This window comes from Bradyrhizobium erythrophlei, assembly GCF_900142985.1.
Lineage (GTDB): Bacteria > Pseudomonadota > Alphaproteobacteria > Rhizobiales > Xanthobacteraceae > Bradyrhizobium > Bradyrhizobium erythrophlei_B.
In genome coordinates, this window is the sequence record NZ_LT670849.1 from 6,021,320 (window position 1) to 6,044,158 (window position 22,839).

A 22,839-nucleotide genomic window follows, 5' to 3' on the forward strand; every position below is an offset into this window, starting at 1 on the left:
CGCCATGAGCCAGTACGCGAAAACTGCGTCATTGGAAGAGGATTCCGAACAAATCGTTTTCGTCGTTGACGATGACGAGTCTATGCAGGTGGCGATGACGCACTTGTTTCGATCGATGAATTTTCATGTCAAAGTATTCAGCACAGGCGCCGCTTTCCTTGGGAGCGAGTTTCCGGATATTCCGAGTTGTCTTGTACTCGACATTCGGCTACCGGACACGAACGGCCTGGAGTTTCAGGGCGTCCTGGCCAAGGCGGGGATTCACATTCCGATCGTCTTTATGACCGGACATGGCGACATTCCAATGTCGGTGAAAGCAATGAAGGCTGGAGCCATCGACTTCCTGCCCAAGCCGTTTCGTGACCAGGACATGCTGGACGCCCTGACCCGAGCGCTCGACGAAGACCGCAGGCGGCGCAACGAAGGGAAGGTGCTGTCCCAACTTCGGCGCCTCTTTGAATCACTAACCCGGCGCGAACGGGAAGTTCTGTCCTTTGTCATTTCCGGCCTGATGAACAAGGAGATTGCCCACCGGTTGCAGGTGAGTGAAATTACTGTGAAAATCCACCGCGGACATATGATGAAAAAGATGGAGGCCCGATCGGTCGCTGACCTCGTGAGAAAGGCTGAAATGCTTGGCGTCAAACGCACAAACTAGCGAAACACGCAAATCAAGGTATGATATTTAGGTGAGGTATTACGGCTCAATGTCTTCGCCAGCTTTCGTGCGAGTGAGGGAACCGCGTTTGACCGTAACGCCCGTAATTTCGATCACCGACGACGGTGCGCCTATTCGCGCCGGATAGAACATCTTGTCAGATCGTTGGCGTACTTCGTCTGCACAATTTGACCCTGTAACCTAACCCATAGCCACGCAGGGATGTGCCTTTGCTGATCGTGGCGAGTTTGGCGAATGAACATGTGAAGTGAGGTGACGATTAAGTACTCACGAGCCGGAGAACCAGTTGTAGCCCTGATCCTCCCAAAAACCACCTGGATACGTATTTGTCACCTCGATCGCCTGCAAATTCTTCGCGCTCTTGAAGCCGAGCTTGGTCGGAATACGCAATCGCACCGGTGCACCCCATTCCGGCGTCAAAGGAGCGTCTTCGAAGTCGATGGCCAAGATGGTTTGCGGATGTAGTGCGCTTGCCATGTCCAGGCTCGTCGAGTATCCGTCAAAGCACCTGAACGCAACGTAGCGCGCTCGCGGATCCGCACCGATTCGGCGAAGAAAGACATGCAATGGCACCCCGCTCCATTGGCCAATCTGGCTCCATCCTTCGATGCAGATGTGCCGTGTGATCTGGCTTTCCTGCGGGAGCGCCAGGAGGTTTTCGAGGGTCCATGGAGCTTTGTCGGAAACCAGTCCGGACACATCGAGGTGCCACTGTGCGGGCACGATACGGACCTGCCATTCCGGATAATATGCATTGAAGCGGAAGGGTTTGGTAATCGCGCTCACCGGATAAGTCTCAGCCATCCGATTGGGGTTAAACAGCGCCGCCTGTACCATGTCGTCAAATTCCAGCATCGTGGAAAGCGCAGCGTCGACGCCGGAATGACTCGAAAGATCGCAGCCTGTCAGAAGAGTCAGGGCTCCCAAGGAAAGTCCGCCTTTAAGAAAGCGCCGGCGGCCAATCCGCGCCAGTTCCGGGGCGATGTCGCTGGCACGCACAGCTGTTCGATTTCCCCTCAACGCACGCTCCCTCGTGGCGCATTGTCGAGCTCGGACCGAACCGGAGCGAGCATCGAGACCAGCGTGCGCGGAAATAATATGACGAGGGCCAAGTGTATAATGAGAAAGCCAACGATCAGGGCCATCATGATGAAGTGGATTACGCGCGCAGCGGGGTAACCGCCGAACAGGCCGGTCAACCAGCCGAGCTGAACGGGCTTCCAGATCGAGAGGCCGGTTGCGACCGCCAGGCAAATCATGATGATCACTCCCATGTAGAGCAAGCGCTGGACGCCATTGTAGGCGCCGAGCTGATGGGCAAGCCGAAACTGAAGCGCATCGTTCAGATCGCGGAGTATGATCTTTGGCCGAGGGGGTAGAATGTCACGACGAAAGTGGCCCGAGAGGAACCCGTAGGCGAGATAAGCGAGGCCATCGGCGAAAAGCACCCACATCGCGCTCAGGTGCCAGGCAATACCGCCGCCGAGCCAACCGCCAAGCGTCATCCACCCCGGAAAAGTGAACGGCAGGAGCGGCGAGGCGTTGTAGATCTGCAAGCCACTCAAAATCATGCAGATAACCGCGACAGCGCCGATCCAGTGCATGATTCGAACCGGCAACGGATGAGCGAGGTAGTTGCGTCGAGGGGCCATCTCTGTTCTCCCATGTCCCCCCGTTCGGGAGCGTATCTGCAGAACTTGCTTCGCTGCGCTTCCGCGGGAATTCCAAGGGCACTCGCTCCAAATCGGAGGCGTAGCGCCCTTTGACACCTATAAAAAGTTGAGACCTGCAAAAACCGCTGCGGCATTTAACTGACCGTCTTGCCGGATGGCGTTGATGAAGACCACTTGGCCCTCCGTCACATCGGACTTGCCGCCGGGCGTGACCGTTACGACGGGCGCTGTCGGTGGCACGAGGACGATCTGCTCTCCACCTTTGTAGGTCACCGTGAGCTGCTTTGCATCGCCGGAAGCACCGGCGCTTGAAACGGTGCCGTTCGTCATGGTGCTCGTTACTTTTTTAGCACCGGCTGCCGGCGTCGCCGCCTTGACCGTACCGTTCGTCATCGCACTGGCCGTGGTGCCGCCAGCCGAGAGAGTCGTATCCGGGATCGGGTCCCAGTCGAAGTGTCCTTCCAACGCGCCCTTCATCGCTGGAGGAAAAAGCAACACGCCAAGCGCCACAAGCTTGTCGCCAATCGACTTCGTGGCGACCCCGATGTAGTCGCCCGAACCGGTATGATCGAGGTTTGATTTCGCTACCGTGAGGTAGCCCGTCTTGTCGGTCAGATAAACCTTCTCATTCGTTCCACTCGCCGTGTGAACGATGAGCACGGCATCGCTGATCGATTTTACAGTGCCGCGTACATGCTCAAGCGGTGGCGCCGCGACGGCCGCCGTGGAAGTTATGAAGATGGTGGCAACAGTAACAAGTGCGAGAAGACGAGGCATGATCTGACTCCATTCGCTTTGAGCGATGATTGCACGGAAAATTCTCCACTTTCCGTCGGGCCGTCGCGGCTCTGGACAAGTGTATGCGCGCGAGTGAAGGCGGACCTATTCGGACGAAGGTGTCATCGAACCGATACCTTCAGATAGGTTTGGGAGGGATAGACGACGCGAGCTTAACCATAAAGCGCCCTGCGAGGCTCGATTGGGTCGTTGAAGCCGCGGATGTTCGCCGACGCGTTCGAGATCGGGAATCGTTTCGGATGAAGCCGACTAACGAGAGGGACAGCAGCACCTTGCCCAATTGTTTGGTGAGGTTTTTCGAGGCGCGAAGGCAGTTGACCACGGAGCTGATGACCGCGAAGTCGAGCCGGATGCTTACTTCATGTGTAAGATGTAAGCGTCGCCGAAGTTCGACGCTCTGACCGACCCAGAAGTATAGTATCGACCAAACCTTCGTGCGATGGATTTGCAATCACGCTTGGCATTTTCTTTTGGCGCAAATGATCTGGTGCGCAATCACGGAGAGAGAAAATGCCTGAAATATCGTCTGCGTCCACTCAGCGAGGTTTCGTCAAAGTCGGGCAGGAAAATTCGACCTCCATAGAGCTCTACTATGAGGATCACGGCTCGGGTTCTCCGGTCGTATTGATCCACGGCTGGCCGTTGAATGGCGACGCGTGGGAAAAACAGACCGCCGCACTCTTGGCCGCCGGCCACCGCGTGATCACCTACGATCGCCGCGGTTTCGGCCGATCCAGCAAGCCCGCGGTTGGGTACAACTACGACACCTTTGCAGCCGACCTCGACGCGCTGCTTCGCGCGCTCGACCTTACAGGCGTGTCTCTGGTCGGGCACTCGATGGGCACCGGCGAAATCACGCGCTACATCGGCACATTCGGCACCGAGCGGCTTCGCAAGGCCGTCCTCATCGGGACTCTTGGACCCTATCTAGTTAAGGCGCCCGAAAATCCCGAAGGTATCGACGCCAGCGTGTTCAGCGGGATCCAGGCCGGGATCCGGGCCGATCGCCCAGCTACATTGATGGCGTTCCTGAAGAACTTCTACAGCGTGGGTGGCGCCGATGGAAAGTTGGTCAGCGAGCTCGCCATTCAAGCCAACTGGAGCGTGGCAATCGGTGCGTCGGCCATCGGAACGTTGGCCTGCGTCGACGCATGGATCGAGGATTTCCGCAACGACATCTCGCACAATGATTTGCCGACCCTGATGATTCACGGTGACGACGATCGCATCCTGCCCGCCGATGTCACATCCCGAAGGCAGGCGAAAATGATCAAGGGTGTGATGTACATCGAGATCAAGGGCGGCTCCCACGGCCTGCCGTGGACGCATGCCGAGGAGATCAACGCCGCGATCGTGGAGTTCCTCGCTTAAGTCGCGACAAGTCGCATTGTCGGAAGACAGCAAACGAACGAGGAGACGTTCCATGATCCGCAAGGCAAGAGCAATTTGGCGCGGCACCGGTCGCGCAGGCGGCGGTAAACTTTCCACCGAATCTGGGGTTCTTCAGGCGACTCCCTATTCTTTCAAGACGCGGTTCGAAAACGAGAATGGCACCAATCCCGAAGAACTCGTTGCTGCCGCTCACGCCGGTTGCTTCTCCATGACCGTCGCATTTGTGATGGAGAGTGCAGGCTTCACGCCGACAGAGATCGACGTCGAAGCCGCAGTCACCATTGAAGCGGAGGGTCAGGATTTCGCATCAGTCGTTCGGCTCTGACCCTGCGCGCCAAGATACCGGGCCTGGACGAAGTTGCGTTTGTACGAATGGTCACCGATGCCGAGAAGAACTGCCCTGTTTCAAAGGTTCTCAACGCGGCGATCACTTTGGATGCCAAGTTGATTTGAGGTTTTGTCTACCGCCGTGGTTGTCGGCGCCATATGGCTCACTTGTATAATGGACGAAAGACTGGACAAATTTCAGATCGCAAAGCGGCCAAACCGAATGCGTGACAAAGGGTCGCTTTAAACTGGCGTACAGATTGTTTTCGACGCCTCATCTCATGCGGAACATCAGCGCTCTCGGCTTGACCAATCAGCGGGCAAGGGGTTCGACCGGGAAAGGATCATGCATGTCTGGAGAATTCATAATCTCGGTCCTTGACGACGACGAATCATTCCGGATTGCGATCGTCGGATTGCTTCGTTCGCTGGGATATGAAGCTCACGGCTATGCGTCCGCCGTAGAATTTATCGGTAGGGGTGGGGAAGGATCGTGCGACTGCATCATCACTGACTTTGAAATGCCCGGGATGAGCGGGCTTGATCTCATTCGGCTACTCAAGGCGGGTGGCTCGACAGTGCCGGTCATCGTGATCTCCGGGTGCGCAGAGCCGGGCCTGGAAGCGAGGGCAGCAGCCGATGGGGCTTTCTGCCTGCTAACGAAGCCGTTCGAAGCAGATGCTTTGATCGGCCTTCTCGAAGCAGCCCTGAAAATCTGATCGTTAACTCCGGCGGGCGCGTGATTGCGAGCCGCGTTGAGGATGGTGTCGTCAGGATTGAAGACTGTTCGCCCACGAATGGGGCGTCGTTAGCCAGCAGAGCGTGATGTGGAGCGATATTGTCGAGGACATCACCTCGCGATCCTGATCGGTGATTGCTGTCCGAGAGCGGACAGCGCGATCGGGCCTCTCGGCGACAAACAACTTCCAAAGTGTCTCAGGCGGTCCTGACTTAGTTCCCGCATGGTCCAACCAGCCCGTTGCTATTTAAGCAACGATGTGCGGCATAGATTGCTGTTGCTCGAACGCTCGCCAAGCATATTCTTTTGGTTCTGTTCAATGGTTTCGCCTCCAGGCTGTAGTGACGCGCGTGAGCGCTCCGGAGCGAAGGAAGCAAGGGAGAACGACATGTCCGATAACATCAATCGTCGCCGGCGGAATTTTCTCGGCGTCGCCGGAGCGACACTCGCAGCCGCTCGGTTCGGCGTATTAGGCGCGGCGAGCGCGCAAACCAAGACTGGGCCGGCGCTGCCCGTGATCAAGCCGGGAACCAATACCTCCTTCGCGCGGCTGAAGCAGATCGATGCCGGGCTGCTGAACGTCGGCTATGCCGAGGAGGGTCCGGCAGACGGTCCCGCCGTCATTCTACTGCACGGCTGGCCCTATGACATCTACAGCTTCGCCGATGTTACGCCACTGCTTGCGCAGGCCGGCTATCGCGTCATCGTGCCATATCTGCGCGGCTATGGCACGACCAGCTTCCTTTCGAACGAGACGTTCCGGAACGGCCAACCCGCGGCGGTCGCCGCCGATATCGTCGCGCTGATGGATGCGCTGAAAATCGAAAAGGCAACGCTTGCCGGATTCGACTGGGGCGCACGGACCGCGAATATCATCGCAGCCGCCTTTCCCGCGCGCTGCAAAGCCATGGTTTCGGTAAGCGGCTATCTGTTCTCGGGCCAGGAGTCTGGCAAGATGCCGCTGCCGCCGTCGGCCGAACTGCAATGGTGGTACCAATTCTATTTCGCGACCGAGCGGGGCAAGGAAGGCTACGAGAAATATCGCCACGACTTCTCGAAGCTGATCTGGCAGCTCGCTTCGCCGCAATGGAAGTTCGATGACGCAACCTTCGATCGTAGCGCGAAGTCATTCGAAAACCCCGACCATGTCGCGATCGTGATCCATAATTACCGGTGGCGGCTTGCGCTTGCCGAAGGTGAGGCGCGCTATGCCGATTTGGATAAGATCATCGCGGCGACCCCTGCCATCACGGTGCCGACGATCACGATGGAAGGCGATGCCAACGGCGCACCGCATCCGCCGGCGGCGGCCTATGCCAAGAAATTCTCCGGCAAATACGAGCACCGTGAGATCAAGGGCGGCATCGGTCACAATCTGCCGCAGGAGGCCCCTCAGGACTTCGCGAAAGCGGTCATCGACGTCAACAGGCTGGTCTGAAGACAATTGCGATGCGCAGGATCATCGTAATCGGTGTGTCGTTTTGAGATCAAATTTCAAACGGTAGTCAAGTGGACCGAATCGACGCCATGAAACAGTTCCGCTTGTGCGCAGTGAGATCAATTAATTGTTTCGGATTTGGGAACACTAATTACCGAGTGACGTGCATTTTTCAGGAGGTGCAAAAGGTCTGAAATTTGGTACGAGCGCTTATTGCACGCGCGCACGGTGGCTCGGCCGAGTAGAGCAGTCGAGGATCCGCAAAGACTTGCGCTGTTGCTTCGGGTCCAGCCTTTCGCAACGGGTCGTCGAGGAGCGGGCACGGACGTATGGGGGATAGTGATAACCTGAGAGCAAACGACGTCGTTTCATTTGGCCCATTTCGCCTGTTTTTGGCCGAAAGGCTGCTTGAGAAAGCGGGCGTTCCGCTAGAGCTGGGCAGCCGTGCGCTCGAAATCCTGATCGCTCTGGTCGAGCGGGCCGGGGAAGTGGTCACCCACAGGGAGCTGATCTCGCGAGTCTGGCCCGGTGTCGTTGTGGAGGAGGCCAACGTCCGCGTCCATGTTTCTGGCCTTCGCAAGGCGCTCGGAGACGGACGCGACGGCGCCCGTTACGTCACAAATGTCATTGGTCGGGGCTATTGCTTCGTCGCCCCGGTGACGCGACCGGCATCACAACGATCAGCCCCACAAACTCAGCCACTTGTCCGCGATCGGCTCCGTCAGCTGCCGGCGCTGTTGACGCGAATGGTTGGCCGCGACGAAACCGTCCGTGCGGTATCGGCCCTACTGATGACGCGTCGCTTCGTCAGCATCGTTGGGCCAGGCGGCATGGGCAAGACTACGGTCGCAGTCTCGATCGCCCATGCATTAATTGATCATTTCGAGGGAGCGGTTTTCTTCGTAGATCTGGGAGCACTGACAGATCCAGGCCTCGTGTCGACGGCTGTTGCATCGGCGCTCGGAATTATGCTGCAGGCCCAGGATCCCTTCCTCGGCTTGCTGGCCTTTCTTGGCGACCGGAGAGCCCTCCTTGTGCTCGACAATTGCGAACACGTGATCGACGCGACAGCGGCGCTGACCGAACCCGTCGTCAGTGAGGCGCCGCAAGTGCACATCCTCGCCACCAGCCGGGAAGCACTACGGGTCGAAGGTGAGCACGTTCACATGCTGTATCCGCTCGATGGTCCTCCGAACCATATCGGCTTGACAGCTGCCGAAGCGCTCGCGTTTCCGGCCGTGCAGCTATTCATGGAGCGCGCGGCAGCGAGTGGCAATCGCTCGGAGCTGAGCGATGCGGATGCGCCGATCGTCGCCGACATTTGCCGCCGGCTCGATGGGATCGCGCTCGCCATCGAACTTGCAGCTAGTCGCGTCAGCTCACATGGAATTCGCGGAACGGCAGAACTGCTCGACAACCGGTTCAAACTGCTCTGGCAGGGCCGTCGTACTGCGCTGCCTCGACACCAGACCTTGAACGCGATGCTCGACTGGAGCTACAACCTGCTGCGAGAGGGCGACAAGCTGGTTTTGCGCAGGTTGTCGGTCTTCGTCGGGGCATTTTCGCTCAAGGCCGCCCTCTCTGTCGCCGGGACCGGGCCAAGCGACGCGGAGGTCACCGACGCGGTGACTAACCTCGTTGCGAAATCGCTGATATCGTCAACCACCATTGGCGAATCAACGTACTATCGGCTGCTCGACACCACGCAGGCCTATGCTGCGGGCAGACTTACCGATCATGGCGAGGCGGACGACGCCGCTAGGCGGCATGCGCTTTACTATTCCAGCTATCTCAGACACGACGAGGCAATCCAATCGACCTTTGGCGCGCACGATCTCTCCGGATATGCCCCGCATATCGGGAATGTGCGCGCGGCGCTCGAATGGGCGTTCTCGAACCATGGCGACATCGCCATCGGTGTCGAACTGGCCACCTGGGCGGCCCCCTTGTTCGTGGGATTGTCGCTGCTCGACGAATGCCGGAACTGGTGCGAGCAGGCGCTCGCTGGTCTCGACGACGCCGGCCGCGGGACCAAACAGGAGATGATTCTCCAGGAGACTCTGGCGCTATCGTTGATGTTCACCAAAGGAAACGGTGACGAGGTTCGCGCCGCAATCGAGCGCGGACTTTCGCTTGCAGAGACGTTCGAGGATCGGGATCATCAGCTTCAACTTCTTGCCGGCCTGAACATTTTCCTTACCCGAACTAGCGATTTCCGCGACGCGTTGACCGTTGCAAAACGGGGGGGCGCGGTCGCCCGGGCGGCTAAAAATATGGCCGGCCTTGTCATGACGGATTGGATGCTCGGTGTTTCCCATCATTTGGTGGGAAATCAGGTTAAGGCACAATACCATTGCGAGGCCGGTATGGCCAAGGCCGTCGAGCTGGGTCAACTCAATACCAACTTCTTTGGGTACGATCATCGTATCCGTGCGCTAGTCGCCCTCGCTCGCGCCTTGTGGCTGCGCGGTTCTTCAGAGCGGGCGCTCAGAATAGCGCAGCAGGCCATCGACGAAGCCGAGCGTCATGATCATCCAGTTTCGATCTGCATCTCGCTGATCTATGCGGCACCGGTCTTTCTCTGGAGCGGTCAACTGGAACGAGCCGCCGACCTGATTGAGCGATTGATCGTTCATGCCGGGCGATACTCATTGGCGCCGTATCGCGCCGTCGGAATAGCGCTAAGGGGTCAACTCGCGGTCCTACGCGACCAGGCGGAAGCCGGCCTCACTCTGTTGCGAGACGCGCTGGAAACGCTGCATGCTGAACAGCACAGCATTCTCACTACAGTTTTCACCAGCGCGTTGGCGGAAGGCCTCTGGCAGACTGGTCAGTCCGACGAAGCGCTGCTCACCATCAATGGAGCTGTCGCACGCGCGGCCATTTGTGGAGCGACGTTTGACATGGCGGAGCTGCTTCGGATTAAAGGACAAATTCTCGCGGCAATGCCACGACCGGACTGGGCGTCAGCCGAAGACTGCCTGATGCAATCACTCGCCGTGGCGCGAGAGCAGTCGGCGCTGGCCTGGGAGTTGCGATCGGCCACGGCCATGGCTCGCTTGCTGTCCGAGAACGGACAGCGCGACCGGGCCCGCGACACCCTCGCTCCGGTCTATCACCGGTTTACAGAAGGCTTCGAAACGGCGGATCTTCGCATCGCGCGGCAGCTGATCCACGATTTGGTGTAGGTAGTCACTTTCTTTGGTGAAGCGGAGCGGCTGTAGCCGGGCCGTCGCCCAGCGTCGAGATGCCGCTAACCTTTAGAGAATGCTCGGTATTTCGTGGACAGACGCCACAACGGCTCGCCGCGGACCAAGCGCGACGCCCATCGCCTGAACCGACTGTCCGCTTTTCACGGCTTTACGAGACACTACAAAACACAATGTGCCAGGGCCCCGTCCTTCGGCCATCGTCGATGCAAAGCGGCCATCCGCATTTGCACGACCTCACAGGCCCATCATGTCCCCTTCGCGTCTTCCGCAAGTCTCGCCGCCCGCGCTTCCGCCACTCGTGGCGACCTATGTCAAAGCGACCAACAGCTTCGATCTCGACGAGCTGCTGGCAACTTTCGCAGACGATGCACTCGTTAATGACCAACTGCGCGACTACTGGGGAAAGTCGGCCATCAGGGAATGGGCAGCGCGCGACATCATTGGAGAAAGACTAACGATACAGGTCGTCGAGGCAAGGGAGCATTACGGGCATTGCATACTGACGGCAAACATCGATGGCAACTACGACAAACGAGGGCTGCCCGATCCGTTGGTGCTCACCTTCTATCTCTCAGCCCACGGCGATCAAATCGTTCAGCTCATCATTCTTCGCAATCAGTCCGATTTTTGAAAATCGCATCAGCGCTGCGATCCAGATCGATGGATTGCGGCTACGACTGTCCAAAGTTCCAGCCACTGGACGGAGATTCAACTGAAGATTTCACGCGCGAAGCTGAGCATTTACATCGCTTTACAACACTAAACTCGCTTCCTCGCGGATGTTTGCGCAACCTTCGTCAGCAAGGGAGTCATCAAAAGCCTTAGCTGGAAGCGAGGACATCATGACCGACACAAATGAGCAGAGTGCGATTCCCGCCGCCAACGGGGGGATCGGCGTCATGGGGGCGACCGATCGGCCAGTAACGTTCGGAATTGCAGGCAGATCAGACCCACAGCGGACTAACGGTTTTGAAGCCGTGCTCCTCGCCATGGCAGGCCATGATCTTCGACAACCATTGCAAATCATCCAAAGCTCCCACGATCTTCTCGGGATCGGCGTCCGGACCAAATCCGAACAATGTCTGCTGCAGAGGGGACAGCATGCTATCAACGGCCTGAATGGGTTGCTTGATCAACTGCTGGGGGCTGTTCGGCTCAATGAGCATGCAAAGGAGGCAGAGCTCTCGCCCGTCGCGCTCGAGCCGCTGTTTAGGCAAGCATGTCATGAAAATGCGGAAGGCGCGTTGCAGAAGGAGATTGACATCCGCGTGCGTCCCACTGGCGCGTCGGTCATGAGCAATGCGGTGCTGCTCAACGGTATCCTCCGAAATCTGGTTAGCAACGCGATCAAATATACCGAGCCCAAAGGCCGGATACTCATCGGCTGCCGTCGTTCAGGTCAGAATGTACGCATCGACGTTTGCGATACGGGTATCGGTATCAGGGAGGAGCAAATATCGAGAATCTTTGATGCATTCACTCGACTCGATTCCGCGCGGTGTGATGGACTTGGCGTCGGATTATTCATCGTGCGACGGGCGATCGAAGTGCTCGGACATCGCATCGATGTCAGCTCTGTCGCCTCCCGAGGATCACGCTTCTCCATATTCGCGGTGCGAGCGGACGCGATGAACGACATCATCGCGTCTGCGCAGAAGTGCCGAGGTGACTAACGACGTCGCGACGGGTTGTTCGAAAGGTTGAGTGAGTTCGACAATCTTCGTCCAACAGTTCAATGTTGTCAGAACGTCGGATGGGGAGGAGACATCGACTCGACGACTAGTTGTCCTCTCTTTCCTCCGACAGCAGCTTCTATGGCCGTTCGTTCAAGTGTGTTAATGCCGAAGACAGGAGTTACTATGAACGCAATCGATCTAAAAGTCTTTGAGGCAGTTGCCCGGCACGGCAGCATGAATCGAGCGGCATCTGAGCTGAACACTGTGCAATCCAATGTCACTGGGCGAGTGAGGGCGTTGGAGCTCGAGCTTGGTGTCCTTCTATTCCAGCGGCATGCGCGCGGTGTGAAGGTGACTTCTGCTGGACGCCGCATGCTCCCCTTTTCGGCACGCATATCCAAACTACTTCGCGACGCGGGGGTCGCTGCAAGGGATGACGGCATTCCCAGCGGTGTGCTGGAAATTGGCACCCTGGAAACGACTGCGGCGGTTCGGTTCCCGTCAATGGTCGCAAACTTTACCAAAGCCCACCCAAAGGTCCGTCTCGTAGTCACGACGGGAACGACCTCTAGTCTCGTCGAGGATGTTGTTGAATGCAGACTAGAGGGCGCGTTTGTTGCGGCACCGGTCGACCATCCAGATCTGCAACAGGAGAGCGTGTTTCGTGAAGAGCTTGTCCTGGTGACGCCTCGCTCGATTCGGCGCATTGAGGATCTTTCGTCGATCAACGAACTGAAAACAATCGTCTTCCGTGCTGGTTGCTCATACCGAGCACGGCTGGAAAACCTGCTGAACAACGTTGGAATACTCATTGCACAGCCTCTGGAATTCGGTTCGATCGAAGCGATTCTGGGCTGTGTGGCCGCGGGGGTCGGGATCACCTTGTTGCCGAAGGGGGTAGTCGCCGCGGCTTGGCGAGAGAGCCAGGTCGCGGTGCATCAACTGGAGCCCGAGTTTGCGGAAATGCAGACGATGTTCATTCGGCGCACAGACGCTTACGTATCCAGTGCGCTCTCAACCTTCCTCCAGATTGTACGACCGGACACCGAATTGCAAATAGCCGCCGAATAGCCTTGTCAGTCAGAGACGGCACATCTGCAACGGGTTCCGATCCCCAAGCGATTTCTCCATGCCGCTCGCCTACCATGGCGCGATCATGCGAGTTAGAATCATTGGATTTCGCTCCGTAATCATTCGAGTTCAACCTAACCCGAGCAATCTGCAGCACAGATTGCCCTCTCGAATCTATTCGTTTGATGATCACAATCGATAGGGGCACGGTGCTTCGCGTGGAAGAGTATATCGATCGCATGGATCCGCCAGGGACATCATATGCTAATAAAGAATTCGTCATCCCTCTCTACGGTAATCGCGATTGCTGGCTTTGCTGACCAAGCTGTTTCGACATCATTGAAGCCCGACGCGCGCAAGTTTTACAAGCGAAGCACTCTGGACAGCTGGGATGAGCGATCTCTGCGCTTCCGGGAGCGCCGTTCCCTTCCGCTCGAAAGGATTTCTCGATGCCGCAATCAATCTGCAATCGCGCCGCGTTGAGTCGGCAGGACGCAATTATCGCCGGCATAGCCGTATGGGCTCCGCAAGTCCTGTCGTCCGTCTCCAGTGCAGCGACGCCTTTGCGCTTAAAAAGTGCCGCACCTTGACGAGCTGGTTGTTCGCCTTGCCTGCGAGGCAGAGAAGAACTTTCCGATATCCAAAGTTCTCAACGCCGCTATCGGCATACTTGCGTTCACCAAAGATAAAGGATGGGGCCAATGACCCGCAACCATCAACCTGATCAGGCAGATTTTAGAGCGATCCTGCCTGAAGATATCGACTGGAAGCCGTTTCCGGCGTTTCCACCTGGGGCTCGTCTGGCGGTCGTCGTAGGCCACCCCACGGAACCCGGTCCTTACGTGGTCAGGGTCAAGGTGCCAGACGGCACGAAACTGATGCCGCACAAGCATCCAGAGGATCGCATCTACACGGTCATGTCGGGCGTCTTTTACATCGGGCTCGGGGAGACGTTCGAGGGCGAAAAGGTGAAGGCCTATCCGCCGGGAAGCGTCATCGTTCTTCCAGGCGAAACCTGGCATTTTCATTGGGCGAAGTCCGGCGAATACGTCACGCAGGTGACGGCGATCGGACCACTCGGCCTTGAATATCACGATCCACATGATGATCCACGCCGGCACAGCTCTTAGCAATCCTTGCCGCAACGATGCTCATTGGCGGGCGGCGCAAAGAGTCGCATGAGCGACTGTGATCGGCAGCGGAGGAAAAATATCGCGCGCTGCTTGGCCGGTCCTTCTTGCTGTAATCATGCGATTTTGGTGCCAAATCGAGCGATCTGCCGCACAGATTAGCCTCTCGAATTTATTCGTTTGATGATCGCAATTGATGGGGACATGGTCCCTCTGGCGACAAAAACGAGATCAATCGCTCAACTATGGAAAGTCATCATGCCGCTCCTGCGCTTCGACCTCATCGAGGGACGCTCGGAACCTGAGCTGAAGAAAATCCTCGACGTCACGCACGAGGTGTTGCTCGAAACCCTCCACGTACCGAGAAACGATCGCTATCAGGTGGTACACGAGCACAAGCGTTCTCGCATGGTCATCGAGGATACGGGGCTCGGGTTCGCCAGATCTGACAAAATAGTTGTGCTCCAGATCACCAGCCGTCCACGAGAACGCGAAATGAAACAGGGCTTTTATCGTTTGCTGGTCGAAAGGCTTTCCGCCAGTTGCGGAATTTCACCAAGCGACGTGGTCGTGACTTTTGTGACAAACGCTGATGAGGATTGGTCATTCGGTGCAGGCCGAGCGCAGTTTCTGACTGGCGATCTATAAACCTGCAGGGACAGAAGCCGAATTGGAGTTGCGGCGGACGCAGAAATTATTATTCGACACGCCTTCCTCCATAGTTTTGGAATCAACTGGAAGAAGTGTTGCTATAACGCAAACATCATTGAACACCAAGGAACGATCATGACGATCACCACCAGGCTGACCAAGCATTTTGGTATCAAGCATCCGATTGTGCTGGCGCCCATGACTCCTGCTTCGGGAGGAGCTTTGGCATCGGCAGTAGCGGCAGCTGGAGGACTCGGGCTGTTGGGTGGCGGTTACGTCGACCGCGTTTGGTTCGAAGCCGAATCGGCAAAGGTCACGCGATCCGACGTTGGCGCCGGGTTTATCACCTGGACCATTCCCGAAGATCCGGGATTGCTTGACATCGCGCTGGAGCGGCATCCGCGTGCGATGATGTTGTCCTTCTCGGATCCGGGTCTGTATGCCGCTCGCATCAAGAAGGCTGGCGTACCGCTGATTTGCCAAGTGCATTGCCTGGATCACGCGTTCCGCGCGGTCGATGTCGGGGCGGATGTCATCGTCGCTCAGGGGACCGAGGCCGGTGGGCATGGCTGGGCGCTGCGTTCCACGATGCCATTCGTTCCGTCAGTGGTGGATGCGTTGGCCGCACGGGCACCCGATGTTCTCGTGCTTGCGGCGGGCGGTATTGCGGATGGCCGGGGTCTCGCGGCGTCGCTCATGCTGGGAGCTGATGGTGTGCTGATGGGCACCAGGTTCTGGGCAACGCAGGAAGCTCTCATCCCGGATGCGGCAAAGACAATGGTGCTGGAAGCGACCGGGGACGAGACCATACGGACAAGCGTTTACGACGTCGTGCGGAGACGAGTGTGGCCGCCGGGCTATACCGGCCGGCTCATGAGGAACGATTTTATCGAGAGGTGGCAAGGTCACGAAAAGGAACTCGCACAAGTGCGCGGAGAGGAATTGCGTAAGGTTGAGGAAGCGCAGAATTCCGATGATTTCGAGATTGCCAACGTAACTGTCGGCGAGAGCATCGGGTTGATCCACGATATTCCGAAGGCCGGCGATCTGATCCATCGAATCGTTGCCGAGGCCTCCAACCGGCTGATGAAATTTGCCCCGGCGCTCGCTGCCTGAGGCAGTCGCCTGACATATCGGATACCCCATGGTCAAATTGACGATCAACGGCGAACAGAAGTCGTTCGATGCGCCCGCGGACATGCCGCTGCTCTGGGTGCTGCGTGACATACTCGGCATGACCGGAACCAAGTTCGGCTGCGGCATTGCCCAGTGCGGCGCGTGTACGGTGCATATCGACGGCAAGGCCATGCGCTCCTGCATGCTGCCGGTCGGCGCGGTGCGCGACCGCGCCGTCACCACCATCGAGGGCGTCGGCGCGTCGCCAGTTGGCGCGAAGGTGCAGAAGGCCTGGCTCGATCTCGAAGTGATCCAGTGCGGCTATTGCCAATCCGGGCAGATCATGGCGGCGGCAGCCCTGCTTGCGGCCACGCCCAATCCCGATGACTCCGACATCGACGCGGCGATGGCGGGGAACATCTGCCGCTGCGGTACTTATGTGCGCATTCGCGCGGCAATCAAGCAGGCGGCGTCGCATCGCCAGTCGTAGGAGCTCGTCATGACCGTTGCCGAGAGGAATTTCGAAGGTGTTGCGCGCCGCACGCTGCTGACCGGCGGTTTGGCGGGTGGATTTCTGTTCGCGTTCCATCTTCCGGTGCGGGCGCTGCGCGTTAATGAACCGCTGCAGCCTGTGGACGACACCGCCGGTAAGTTTGCGCCGAATGCCTTCATCCGCATCGATTCTTCCGGCAAGACCACGCTGGTGATGCCGCAGGTCGAGATGGGGCAGGGCGTCTATACCTCGATATCGATGATTCTGGCCGAAGAGCTCGACGCCGATTTTTCGCAGGTGACGCTGGAGCACGCGCCGCCGAGCGACAAGCTCTATGGCAATCCGATGTTCGGCATTCAGGCCACCGGCAATTCCAATTCGATTCGGGCGTGGTGGAAGCCGTTGCGCGCGGCCAGCGCCAGCGCCCGAGCCATGCTGGTCCAGGCTGCCGCGCAGCAGTGGCAGGTCGATCCGGCAAGCTGCACCGCGGCGAATAGCGGAGTCACGCATCAAGCGAGCGGGCGGCGGCTTTCCTATGGCGCGCTGGCGCTTGCGGCGAGCAGCGAGGTGCCGCCAAAGGACGTCCCGCTCAGGGACCCCAAGGATTTCGTGCTGATCGGCAAGCCGCTGAAGCGGCTCGACACCCCCGACAAGGTCAACGGCAAGGCCGTGTACGGCATCGATGCGATGCTGCCCGGCATGAGGTTCGCAACCCTGAAGACCTGTCCGGTGTTCGGTGGCAAGGTCGCCAAGGTCGACGACAGCGCCGCCAGAAAAATCCCAGGCGTGCACAAGATCGTGGTGCTCGATGACATGGTCGCGGTGGTCGGCGATCACATGTGGGCGGCCAAGAAAGGCCTCGAAGCCCTGGTCGTGACCTGGGATGAGGGACCCAACGCGCGCGTCAGTTCGAAGGACATCTGGGATGCTTTGCGCACCGCCAGCGAAAAGAACGGTGCAGTCGCCAAATCCACCGGCGATATCGCCAAGGGACTTTCAACGGGTGACAAATTTGGGGCGTCGTACGAACTACCGTTCCTCGCGCATGCGACGATGGAGCCGGTCAACGCGACGGTTCATCTGAAGCCCGACTCCTGCGAAGTCTGGACCGGCACGCAGATCATGACCCGGGTGCAGTCGGAGGCGGCGAAGGCGGCCGGACTACCGATCGAGAAAGTCAGGATCTACCAGCACCTGCTCGGCGGTGGCTTTGGCCGCAAGCTCGAACCCGACATGGTCGTCGCTGCCGTTCGGATCGCAAAGCATGTCGACGGGCCGGTCAAGGTCGTGTGGACCCGCGAGGAGGACATCCAGCACGACGTCTATCGTCCGATCTATCGCGATACCATTTCGGCCACGCTTTCCGGCGGCAAGATCGCCGGCTGGCAATACAAGGTCAGCGGTTCATCTATCATGGCGCGCTGGTTTCCGGCGGGGTTCCAGAACGGCGTCGACATCGACGGCGTCGATAGCGCCATCGACATTCCCTACGAGATACCCAACTTGCATGTCGAGTTTGTCCGGGCCGAGCCGCCAGCGGTTCCGACCGGGTTCTGGCGCGGCGTCGGTCCCAATAACAACGTGTTTGCGATTGAATGCTTCATGGACGAACTGGCGCGAAAGGCCGGTAAAGATCCCATCGAGTTCCGCCGGTCGATGCTTGGAAACCAGCCGCGGTTTCTCGCCGCGCTCAATCTGGCGGCGGAAAAATCCAACTGGGGCCAGCCGCTGCCGGCGCGCGTCGGGCGTGGAGTTTGCTTGCAGCCATCGTTCGCAAGCTTCATCGGAACCGTAGTGGAGGCGGAAGTCGACGAGCAGGGTGAGGTGGATCTGCGCCGCGTCACTTGCGCGGTCGACACCGGCATTGCCGTCAACCCCGATACCGTCATGGCGCAACTCGAGGGAGGGCTGATCTTCGGCCTGACCGCAGCACTCTACGGCGAGATCACCATCGACAAGGGCCGGGTGCAGCAATCCAACTTCAACGACTATCGCATGCTCCGCATCGACCAAGCGCCCAAGATCGATGTTCACATCATCAAGAGCGGCGAGGCGCCCGGCGGCATCGGTGAGACCGGCGTGACGGCCGGCCCCCCGGCGCTACGCAACGCGATTTTCGCTGCGACAGGCATCGCGCTGCGGCGGCTTCCCATCGACCGGTACTTGATCGCAGCGGGGAATAAATCATGAGCGCTGGCCGCCGCATTCTCTTCAGCGTTGTCGTGATCGCCGCGGTTGTGGCGGCCGCGGCAATTTGGATCATCCGCGGCCCCGGTCCCATGGCCTTTGCGGGCGGCCAGAAAGTAGCACTCGCTGACTATAAGGCCGGCGATCCCACCGGTGTCCCGACTTCGCTCGCCAAGGCAAACCTCGTCGAGCGCGGGGCTTATCTGGCGCGGGCGGCGGATTGCATGGTCTGCCACACCACGCAGGGCGGCAAGGAATATGCCGGCGGCCTGGGCTTCAAGCTGCCGTTCGGCATGCTCTACTCGACCAACATCACCCCGGACAAAGAGACGGGCATCGGCAATTATACCGACCAGGATTTCCTCAACGCGGTCCACCGCGGAATCCGCCGCGACGGTGCGCGGCTTTATCCGGCGATGCCGTTCACGTCCTACACCTACATATCGGATGCGGACGCGCTGGCGATCAAGGCCTATCTGTTCAGCTTGGCGCCGGTACGCGCAGTTGCCCCTGCGAACACGCTGATGTTTCCGTTCAATCAGCGCTGGGCCATGAGTTTCTGGACCGTGATGTTCAATCCGGATGTCCGCTTCGAACCCGACACGTCGAAAAGTCTGGAATGGAATAGGGGCGCTTATCTCGCCGAGGCACTGGCGCATTGCGGCGAATGCCATACGCCGCGCAACCTGGCGTTTGCGCTGAACAACCGCAAGAAGTTCGGCGGCGCGCTGACGGCAGGTTGGCGCGCCTTCAATATCAGTTCGGACAAGGCCACCGGCGTTGGCGCGTGGAGCGATCAAGATCTGATCTCCTATCTGTCGATTGGACATGCTGCGGGCCACGGTACCGCTTCGGGGCCGATGGGTGAGGCAGTGGATCAGAGCTTCAGCCAGTTGGCGCCGGAAGACATCCGCGCGGTCGTGGCCTATTTGCGCACGGTACCAGCGACGGCCTCATCCGATCTGCCGGCGACGCTTGCGCCAGCCGCGCCGGCTTCGCACCGAGTTAGCGGCACGCCGGATCCGCGGGGCAAGATGGTGTTCGAAGGCGCCTGCGTCAGTTGCCATGGCTGGACCGGCGAGAGCCCGATCTCGCCCTTAGCCACCCTCACCGGAGCATGGGCGGTCAACGATCCCAGCGGGACAAATGTTGTCCAGGTGGTGCTTTCCGGCACCAGGCGGTTAACGCCGGAGGACGCCGTCTCGATGCCTCCGTTCGGCAACGCCTATTCCGATGCCGAGATCGCAGCTCTTGCCAATTACGTCATCGGGCGCTTTGGAACCAAGGCATCGCAAGTCACGGCGCCGGACGTTGCGGAGTTGAGGAAACAAACGTCGCAATAAGGGCGACGGGGGTATCCTCGGTGGCCGCCGCACAAATCGGTCCGACGGTCCACCGGCAATCCGTGCGCGCAGGCAGATTACGGCGAATTGCGTTGACGCCGTCGAGCGGGGATACGAGATAACCGGTACCATCGGTCCACTGCTCAGGAGAAGTTATGAACGCGCCGCCAAAAATCGATCACATCACGGCACATTCTGACAGCGACATTCTACACTGGCTGACAAACGATACTCGCGACGAACGCTTCCTTGACAATATTTTCGCTGAGCTGTGTTTCCGGCTCCAGCGAACGGGCATTCCGGTCAAGCGGGCGACGCTTCATTTCATGATCCTCCATCCGCAATGGCTCGGCTCCCGGATGATGTGGACCGACGGGATGCGCGAGGCCGAGCTTAGGAGAGTCGACTACGATATCAGGGAGCGCTCCGAATTCGTCGACAGTCCCGCCAACGAACTCAATGACGGGGCCACCGAGGTGCGCGAGAATCTCGAACGTGATCCATCGCTGAGCCGCAAGCATGCCGTCTACGACGAGATGCGGGCGAGAGGCCTCACCGACTATGTGGCGTGGCCGATGTACCATACATTCGGCAAGCGGCACATGGTGACCTTTGCGACCGACCGACCCGGAGGCTTCGACGATGCGCATATCGCCGATCTGTTGAAAGTGTTGCCGGTTTTGGCGCTGGTCAGCGAAATCCGTATCAAGAACCGGCTGGCGCGAACGTTGCTCGAAACCTATGTCGGGTCGCACGCCAGCGAGCTCATCCTGGCCGGCGCCACGAGGCGCGGGACCGGCACGACGGTACGCGCCGCCATCATGATCTGCGATCTGCGCGATTTCACAAGGATCTCCGACAACTGGCCGCGCGATGACGTCATTGATCTCCTGAACGGCTATTTCGACGCGATGTCGGAGCCGATTGCGCGGCATGGCGGCGAAATACTGAAATTCATCGGCGACGGCCTGCTCGCCATTTTTCCGCTCAGCGAGCCTCAAGCCTGCGGAAATCTGCTGCATGCCGTGACTGAGGCCCGTCAGGCCATGATTGCGCTGAACGAAAAGAACGGCGAGACCGGCCGTGCGCCGCTGAATTACGGCATCGGCGTCCATGTCGGAGACGTCATGTACGGCAATATCGGATCGCGCACCCGGCTCGACTTCACCGTCATCGGTCCCGCCGTCAACATGGCAGCGCGCCTCGAAACCCTCACCAAGCAATTGGGAAGAACGGTGCTGCTCTCGCGCGCGTTCGCCGACTTCGTCGAAAACGAATTCGATCTCGAACGCGTCGGCGAATTTTCGGTCCGCGGCTTCAACGACCCGATCGAGTTGTTCGCGTATCACGGCTGAATGCCAACCTAGCGTCAAGTGCCGAGCCGCCCTCAAGAGGGCGCGCGCGAACTCGTCAAACGGCGACTATCGTCGAATTTGTCCGGCTAAGAGGTTGTAGATTGTTGGCCATCGATATTGCTGAAGTCGAACATGCCTTTCAGGTCAACGGGCCCGGCAAGGCAAGGAAGCTTGCAATGTGCAGCGACACTCCCAGCAGGCGGACCGCTTTCGGCGTCGGCTAAGCGGTCCGATCGCAATAATTGCCAGTTCGGGTCGACTGCCGGCGGGAGAACGACCATGCGTTGAATGATATCCACAAGGTAACGCGGCTAGATGTTGACTTGGTTCACTCATACATTTGAGCGCCATCCTCGCAACGTTGAATGGCTGCGTGAAGAAAGGATAGGATAGGATAGGATAGGATAGGATAGGATAGGATAGGTATTGTCCATCTAATGTAGTGTTGCCTTAAGCTCGCCAACGAACCGAGGGCGACTATGCCAGACGTCGGTTTTTTGGATTAGTGATTTTCAGCAATCTACGTTTTTCAGATCCGCGCCGCATTAGAAACCGCTCTTCAACCGCTTCCGATATTCCGCAACCGGCAAGCCTCCCCAGCCCCAATTGTCGAGGTCGACTTCTTCGATGATGACGAAGGTGGACCCCAGTGGCTTGTTCAAGACATCGAGCATCAGCTTGCTGGCACCTTCGATCAGCTTTGCCTTCTGCTCGCGTGTGATGCTATGCTGACCGGGCTCGGTGCCTTCCCGGGTGATTTCAATCGTGACGATCGGCATCGCGGTGCTCCCAGAGTTCTCGTCATCGCTCCGCCGAACGGCGTGATATCACCTCGCCGCCGGCACGATGTCCTTTTACAAGTATGTCTATGTCGATTGGGGTTCGACGATTGCGATCTTTCTAGCCGAAGATCTTGTTGGCGATCTCGGCAACATGGCGACCTTGAAAGCGTGCCCCTGCGAGCTCGTTCTCGCTCGGCTGGCGGCTGCCGTCGAGGCCCGCGATGGTGGTGGCGCCGTAGGGCGTGCCACCGGTAATCTCACCCATCTCGGTCAACCCACCGAAGCTATAGGGCAGGCCCACGACCACCATGCCGAGATGGAGTAGGTTGGTGATGGTCGAGAACAGGTTGACTTCCTGGCCGCCATGTTGGCTGGCGGTCGAAGTAAAGGCAGAGCCTACCTTGCCGTTGAGCGCGCCCTTCGCCCAAAGTCCGCCGGCTTGATCGATGAAGGTGGCCAGCTGTGAGGCCATCCGGCCGAACCGCGTAGGCCCACCAATGATGATTGCGTCATAGTTGGCCAGATCCTCGATCTTGGCAACGGGGGCGGCCTGGTCGAGCTTGAAGTTCGCGGCCTTGGCCACTGCTTCAGGCGCGGTTTCCGGAACGCGTTTGACATCGACCGTAGCGCCGGCCTCACGCACGCCGGCGGCCACGGCGCCCGCCAATTTCTCGACATGGCCGTAGGTGGAATAATATAGAACTAGTACCTTGCTCATTGGAGTCTCCTTGTGAACGAGCTTCGAGGGAAAGAGGATTTTGATCGGGCGCGGACGGC

Annotated in this window: 20 protein-coding genes and 1 pseudogene; 16 read left to right on the top strand and 5 right to left on the bottom strand. The window is 58.7% G+C overall.

Annotated features, from left to right (window positions below):
- The first annotated feature begins 4 nt into the window (after window positions 1-4).
- Window positions 5-658, top strand: coding sequence for a response regulator transcription factor (locus BUA38_RS28820; RefSeq protein WP_072826508.1), 654 nt, complete (start codon window positions 5-7; stop codon window positions 656-658).
- Between the two features lie 288 nt (window positions 659-946).
- Here the strand turns inward: BUA38_RS28820 and BUA38_RS28825 are convergent, their stop codons facing one another.
- The 3 genes from BUA38_RS28825 to BUA38_RS28835 form a co-directional block, all read right to left on the bottom strand.
- Complete coding sequence (locus tag BUA38_RS28825; RefSeq protein ID WP_244553090.1) at window positions 947-1,678, bottom strand: molybdopterin-dependent oxidoreductase; 732 nt, start codon at window positions 1,676-1,678, stop codon at window positions 947-949.
- Window positions 1,679-1,695: 17 nt separating this feature from the next.
- Window positions 1,696-2,331, bottom strand: coding sequence for a cytochrome b/b6 domain-containing protein (locus BUA38_RS28830; protein ID WP_072823334.1), 636 nt, complete (start codon window positions 2,329-2,331; stop codon window positions 1,696-1,698).
- A 117-nt stretch (window positions 2,332-2,448) separates the two neighbouring features.
- Entirely contained in the window at window positions 2,449-3,129 is a 681-nt protein-coding gene (locus tag BUA38_RS28835; protein ID WP_072823336.1) for a hypothetical protein, read from the bottom strand.
- Between the two features lie 531 nt (window positions 3,130-3,660).
- On the opposite strand from BUA38_RS28835, the gene BUA38_RS28840 reads away from it, so the two are divergent.
- The 15 genes and pseudogenes from BUA38_RS28840 to BUA38_RS28910 all read left to right on the top strand — a co-directional run bounded on the left by BUA38_RS28840 (window position 3,661) and on the right by BUA38_RS28910 (window position 21,280).
- Window positions 3,661-4,521 (top strand): alpha/beta fold hydrolase, encoded by an 861-nt coding sequence (locus BUA38_RS28840; RefSeq protein WP_072823338.1) that lies wholly within the window; start codon window positions 3,661-3,663, stop codon window positions 4,519-4,521.
- A 52-nt stretch (window positions 4,522-4,573) separates the two neighbouring features.
- Window positions 4,574-4,995 (top strand): annotated as a pseudogene (locus BUA38_RS28845) (OsmC family protein).
- A gap of 224 nt (window positions 4,996-5,219) precedes the next feature.
- Window positions 5,220-5,588 (top strand): response regulator transcription factor, encoded by a 369-nt coding sequence (locus BUA38_RS28850; RefSeq protein ID WP_072823340.1) that lies wholly within the window; start codon window positions 5,220-5,222, stop codon window positions 5,586-5,588.
- A 408-nt stretch (window positions 5,589-5,996) separates the two neighbouring features.
- Window positions 5,997-7,046, top strand: coding sequence for an alpha/beta fold hydrolase (locus BUA38_RS28855; protein WP_072823342.1), 1,050 nt, complete (start codon window positions 5,997-5,999; stop codon window positions 7,044-7,046).
- Window positions 7,047-7,375: 329 nt separating this feature from the next.
- Window positions 7,376-10,234 carry an ATP-binding protein gene (locus BUA38_RS28860; RefSeq protein WP_072823344.1) on the top strand — a complete coding sequence of 953 codons (2,859 nt, stop codon included), beginning with the start codon at window positions 7,376-7,378 and terminating at the stop codon, window positions 10,232-10,234.
- Between the two features lie 271 nt (window positions 10,235-10,505).
- Window positions 10,506-10,889, top strand: a complete 384-nt coding sequence (locus BUA38_RS28865; RefSeq protein ID WP_072823346.1) for a nuclear transport factor 2 family protein — start codon at window positions 10,506-10,508, stop codon at window positions 10,887-10,889.
- Between the two features lie 211 nt (window positions 10,890-11,100).
- Window positions 11,101-11,931, top strand: coding sequence for a sensor histidine kinase (locus tag BUA38_RS28870; RefSeq protein ID WP_072823348.1), 831 nt, complete (start codon window positions 11,101-11,103; stop codon window positions 11,929-11,931).
- Window positions 11,932-12,117: 186 nt separating this feature from the next.
- Window positions 12,118-13,005: a LysR family transcriptional regulator gene (locus BUA38_RS28875; protein WP_072826509.1), complete on the top strand. Its 888-nt coding sequence runs from the start codon at window positions 12,118-12,120 to the stop codon at window positions 13,003-13,005.
- Window positions 13,006-13,706: 701 nt separating this feature from the next.
- Window positions 13,707-14,135 (top strand): cupin domain-containing protein, encoded by a 429-nt coding sequence (locus BUA38_RS28880; protein WP_072823350.1) that lies wholly within the window; start codon window positions 13,707-13,709, stop codon window positions 14,133-14,135.
- 258 nt (window positions 14,136-14,393) lie between these two features.
- Complete coding sequence (locus BUA38_RS28885; RefSeq protein WP_072826510.1) at window positions 14,394-14,783, top strand: tautomerase family protein; 390 nt, start codon at window positions 14,394-14,396, stop codon at window positions 14,781-14,783.
- 138 nt (window positions 14,784-14,921) lie between these two features.
- Window positions 14,922-15,902 carry an NAD(P)H-dependent flavin oxidoreductase gene (locus BUA38_RS28890; protein WP_072823352.1) on the top strand — a complete coding sequence of 327 codons (981 nt, stop codon included), beginning with the start codon at window positions 14,922-14,924 and terminating at the stop codon, window positions 15,900-15,902.
- A 28-nt stretch (window positions 15,903-15,930) separates the two neighbouring features.
- Window positions 15,931-16,392 (top strand): (2Fe-2S)-binding protein, encoded by a 462-nt coding sequence (locus tag BUA38_RS28895; RefSeq protein WP_072823354.1) that lies wholly within the window; start codon window positions 15,931-15,933, stop codon window positions 16,390-16,392.
- A gap of 9 nt (window positions 16,393-16,401) precedes the next feature.
- Window positions 16,402-18,585, top strand: a complete 2,184-nt coding sequence (locus BUA38_RS28900; RefSeq protein ID WP_072823356.1) for a xanthine dehydrogenase family protein molybdopterin-binding subunit — start codon at window positions 16,402-16,404, stop codon at window positions 18,583-18,585.
- A complete protein-coding gene (locus BUA38_RS28905; protein ID WP_072823358.1) occupies window positions 18,582-19,925 on the top strand; it encodes a c-type cytochrome in 1,344 nt (447 codons plus the stop codon). Before BUA38_RS28900 ends, BUA38_RS28905 begins: the two co-directional genes overlap by 4 nt.
- Before the next feature lie 155 nt (window positions 19,926-20,080).
- Window positions 20,081-21,280: an adenylate/guanylate cyclase domain-containing protein gene (locus BUA38_RS28910; protein WP_072823360.1), complete on the top strand. Its 1,200-nt coding sequence runs from the start codon at window positions 20,081-20,083 to the stop codon at window positions 21,278-21,280.
- 545 nt (window positions 21,281-21,825) lie between these two features.
- Here BUA38_RS28910 and BUA38_RS28915 read toward each other — a convergent pair.
- The gene (locus tag BUA38_RS28915) at window positions 21,826-22,059 is read right to left on the bottom strand and encodes a tautomerase family protein (RefSeq protein WP_072823362.1); all 234 of its coding nucleotides are present in this window, start codon (window positions 22,057-22,059) and stop codon (window positions 21,826-21,828) included.
- A gap of 121 nt (window positions 22,060-22,180) precedes the next feature.
- Window positions 22,181-22,780 (bottom strand): NAD(P)H:quinone oxidoreductase, encoded by a 600-nt coding sequence (wrbA, locus tag BUA38_RS28920; protein WP_072823363.1) that lies wholly within the window; start codon window positions 22,778-22,780, stop codon window positions 22,181-22,183.
- Window positions 22,781-22,839: the final 59 nt, after the last annotated feature.

Coding starts and splice junctions, on each gene's coding strand:
- BUA38_RS28855 (WP_072823342.1), top strand. CDS start 5,997: ATGTCCGATAACATCAATCGTCGCCGGCGGAATTTTCTCGGCGTCGCC.
- BUA38_RS28850 (WP_072823340.1), top strand. CDS start 5,220: ATGTCTGGAGAATTCATAATCTCGGTCCTTGACGACGACGAATCATTC.
- BUA38_RS28835 (WP_072823336.1), bottom strand. CDS start 3,129: ATGCCTCGTCTTCTCGCACTTGTTACTGTTGCCACCATCTTCATAACT.
- BUA38_RS28860 (WP_072823344.1), top strand. CDS start 7,376: ATGGGGGATAGTGATAACCTGAGAGCAAACGACGTCGTTTCATTTGGC.
- BUA38_RS28915 (WP_072823362.1), bottom strand. CDS start 22,059: ATGCCGATCGTCACGATTGAAATCACCCGGGAAGGCACCGAGCCCGGT.
- BUA38_RS28865 (WP_072823346.1), top strand. CDS start 10,506: ATGTCCCCTTCGCGTCTTCCGCAAGTCTCGCCGCCCGCGCTTCCGCCA.
- BUA38_RS28840 (WP_072823338.1), top strand. CDS start 3,661: ATGCCTGAAATATCGTCTGCGTCCACTCAGCGAGGTTTCGTCAAAGTC.
- BUA38_RS28895 (WP_072823354.1), top strand. CDS start 15,931: ATGGTCAAATTGACGATCAACGGCGAACAGAAGTCGTTCGATGCGCCC.
- BUA38_RS28890 (WP_072823352.1), top strand. CDS start 14,922: ATGACGATCACCACCAGGCTGACCAAGCATTTTGGTATCAAGCATCCG.
- BUA38_RS28830 (WP_072823334.1), bottom strand. CDS start 2,331: ATGGCCCCTCGACGCAACTACCTCGCTCATCCGTTGCCGGTTCGAATC.
- BUA38_RS28905 (WP_072823358.1), top strand. CDS start 18,582: ATGAGCGCTGGCCGCCGCATTCTCTTCAGCGTTGTCGTGATCGCCGCG.
- BUA38_RS28875 (WP_072826509.1), top strand. CDS start 12,118: ATGAACGCAATCGATCTAAAAGTCTTTGAGGCAGTTGCCCGGCACGGC.
- BUA38_RS28870 (WP_072823348.1), top strand. CDS start 11,101: ATGACCGACACAAATGAGCAGAGTGCGATTCCCGCCGCCAACGGGGGG.
- BUA38_RS28885 (WP_072826510.1), top strand. CDS start 14,394: ATGCCGCTCCTGCGCTTCGACCTCATCGAGGGACGCTCGGAACCTGAG.
- BUA38_RS28880 (WP_072823350.1), top strand. CDS start 13,707: ATGACCCGCAACCATCAACCTGATCAGGCAGATTTTAGAGCGATCCTG.
- BUA38_RS28900 (WP_072823356.1), top strand. CDS start 16,402: ATGACCGTTGCCGAGAGGAATTTCGAAGGTGTTGCGCGCCGCACGCTG.
- wrbA (WP_072823363.1), bottom strand. CDS start 22,780: ATGAGCAAGGTACTAGTTCTATATTATTCCACCTACGGCCATGTCGAG.
- BUA38_RS28820 (WP_072826508.1), top strand. CDS start 5: ATGAGCCAGTACGCGAAAACTGCGTCATTGGAAGAGGATTCCGAACAA.
- BUA38_RS28910 (WP_072823360.1), top strand. CDS start 20,081: ATGAACGCGCCGCCAAAAATCGATCACATCACGGCACATTCTGACAGC.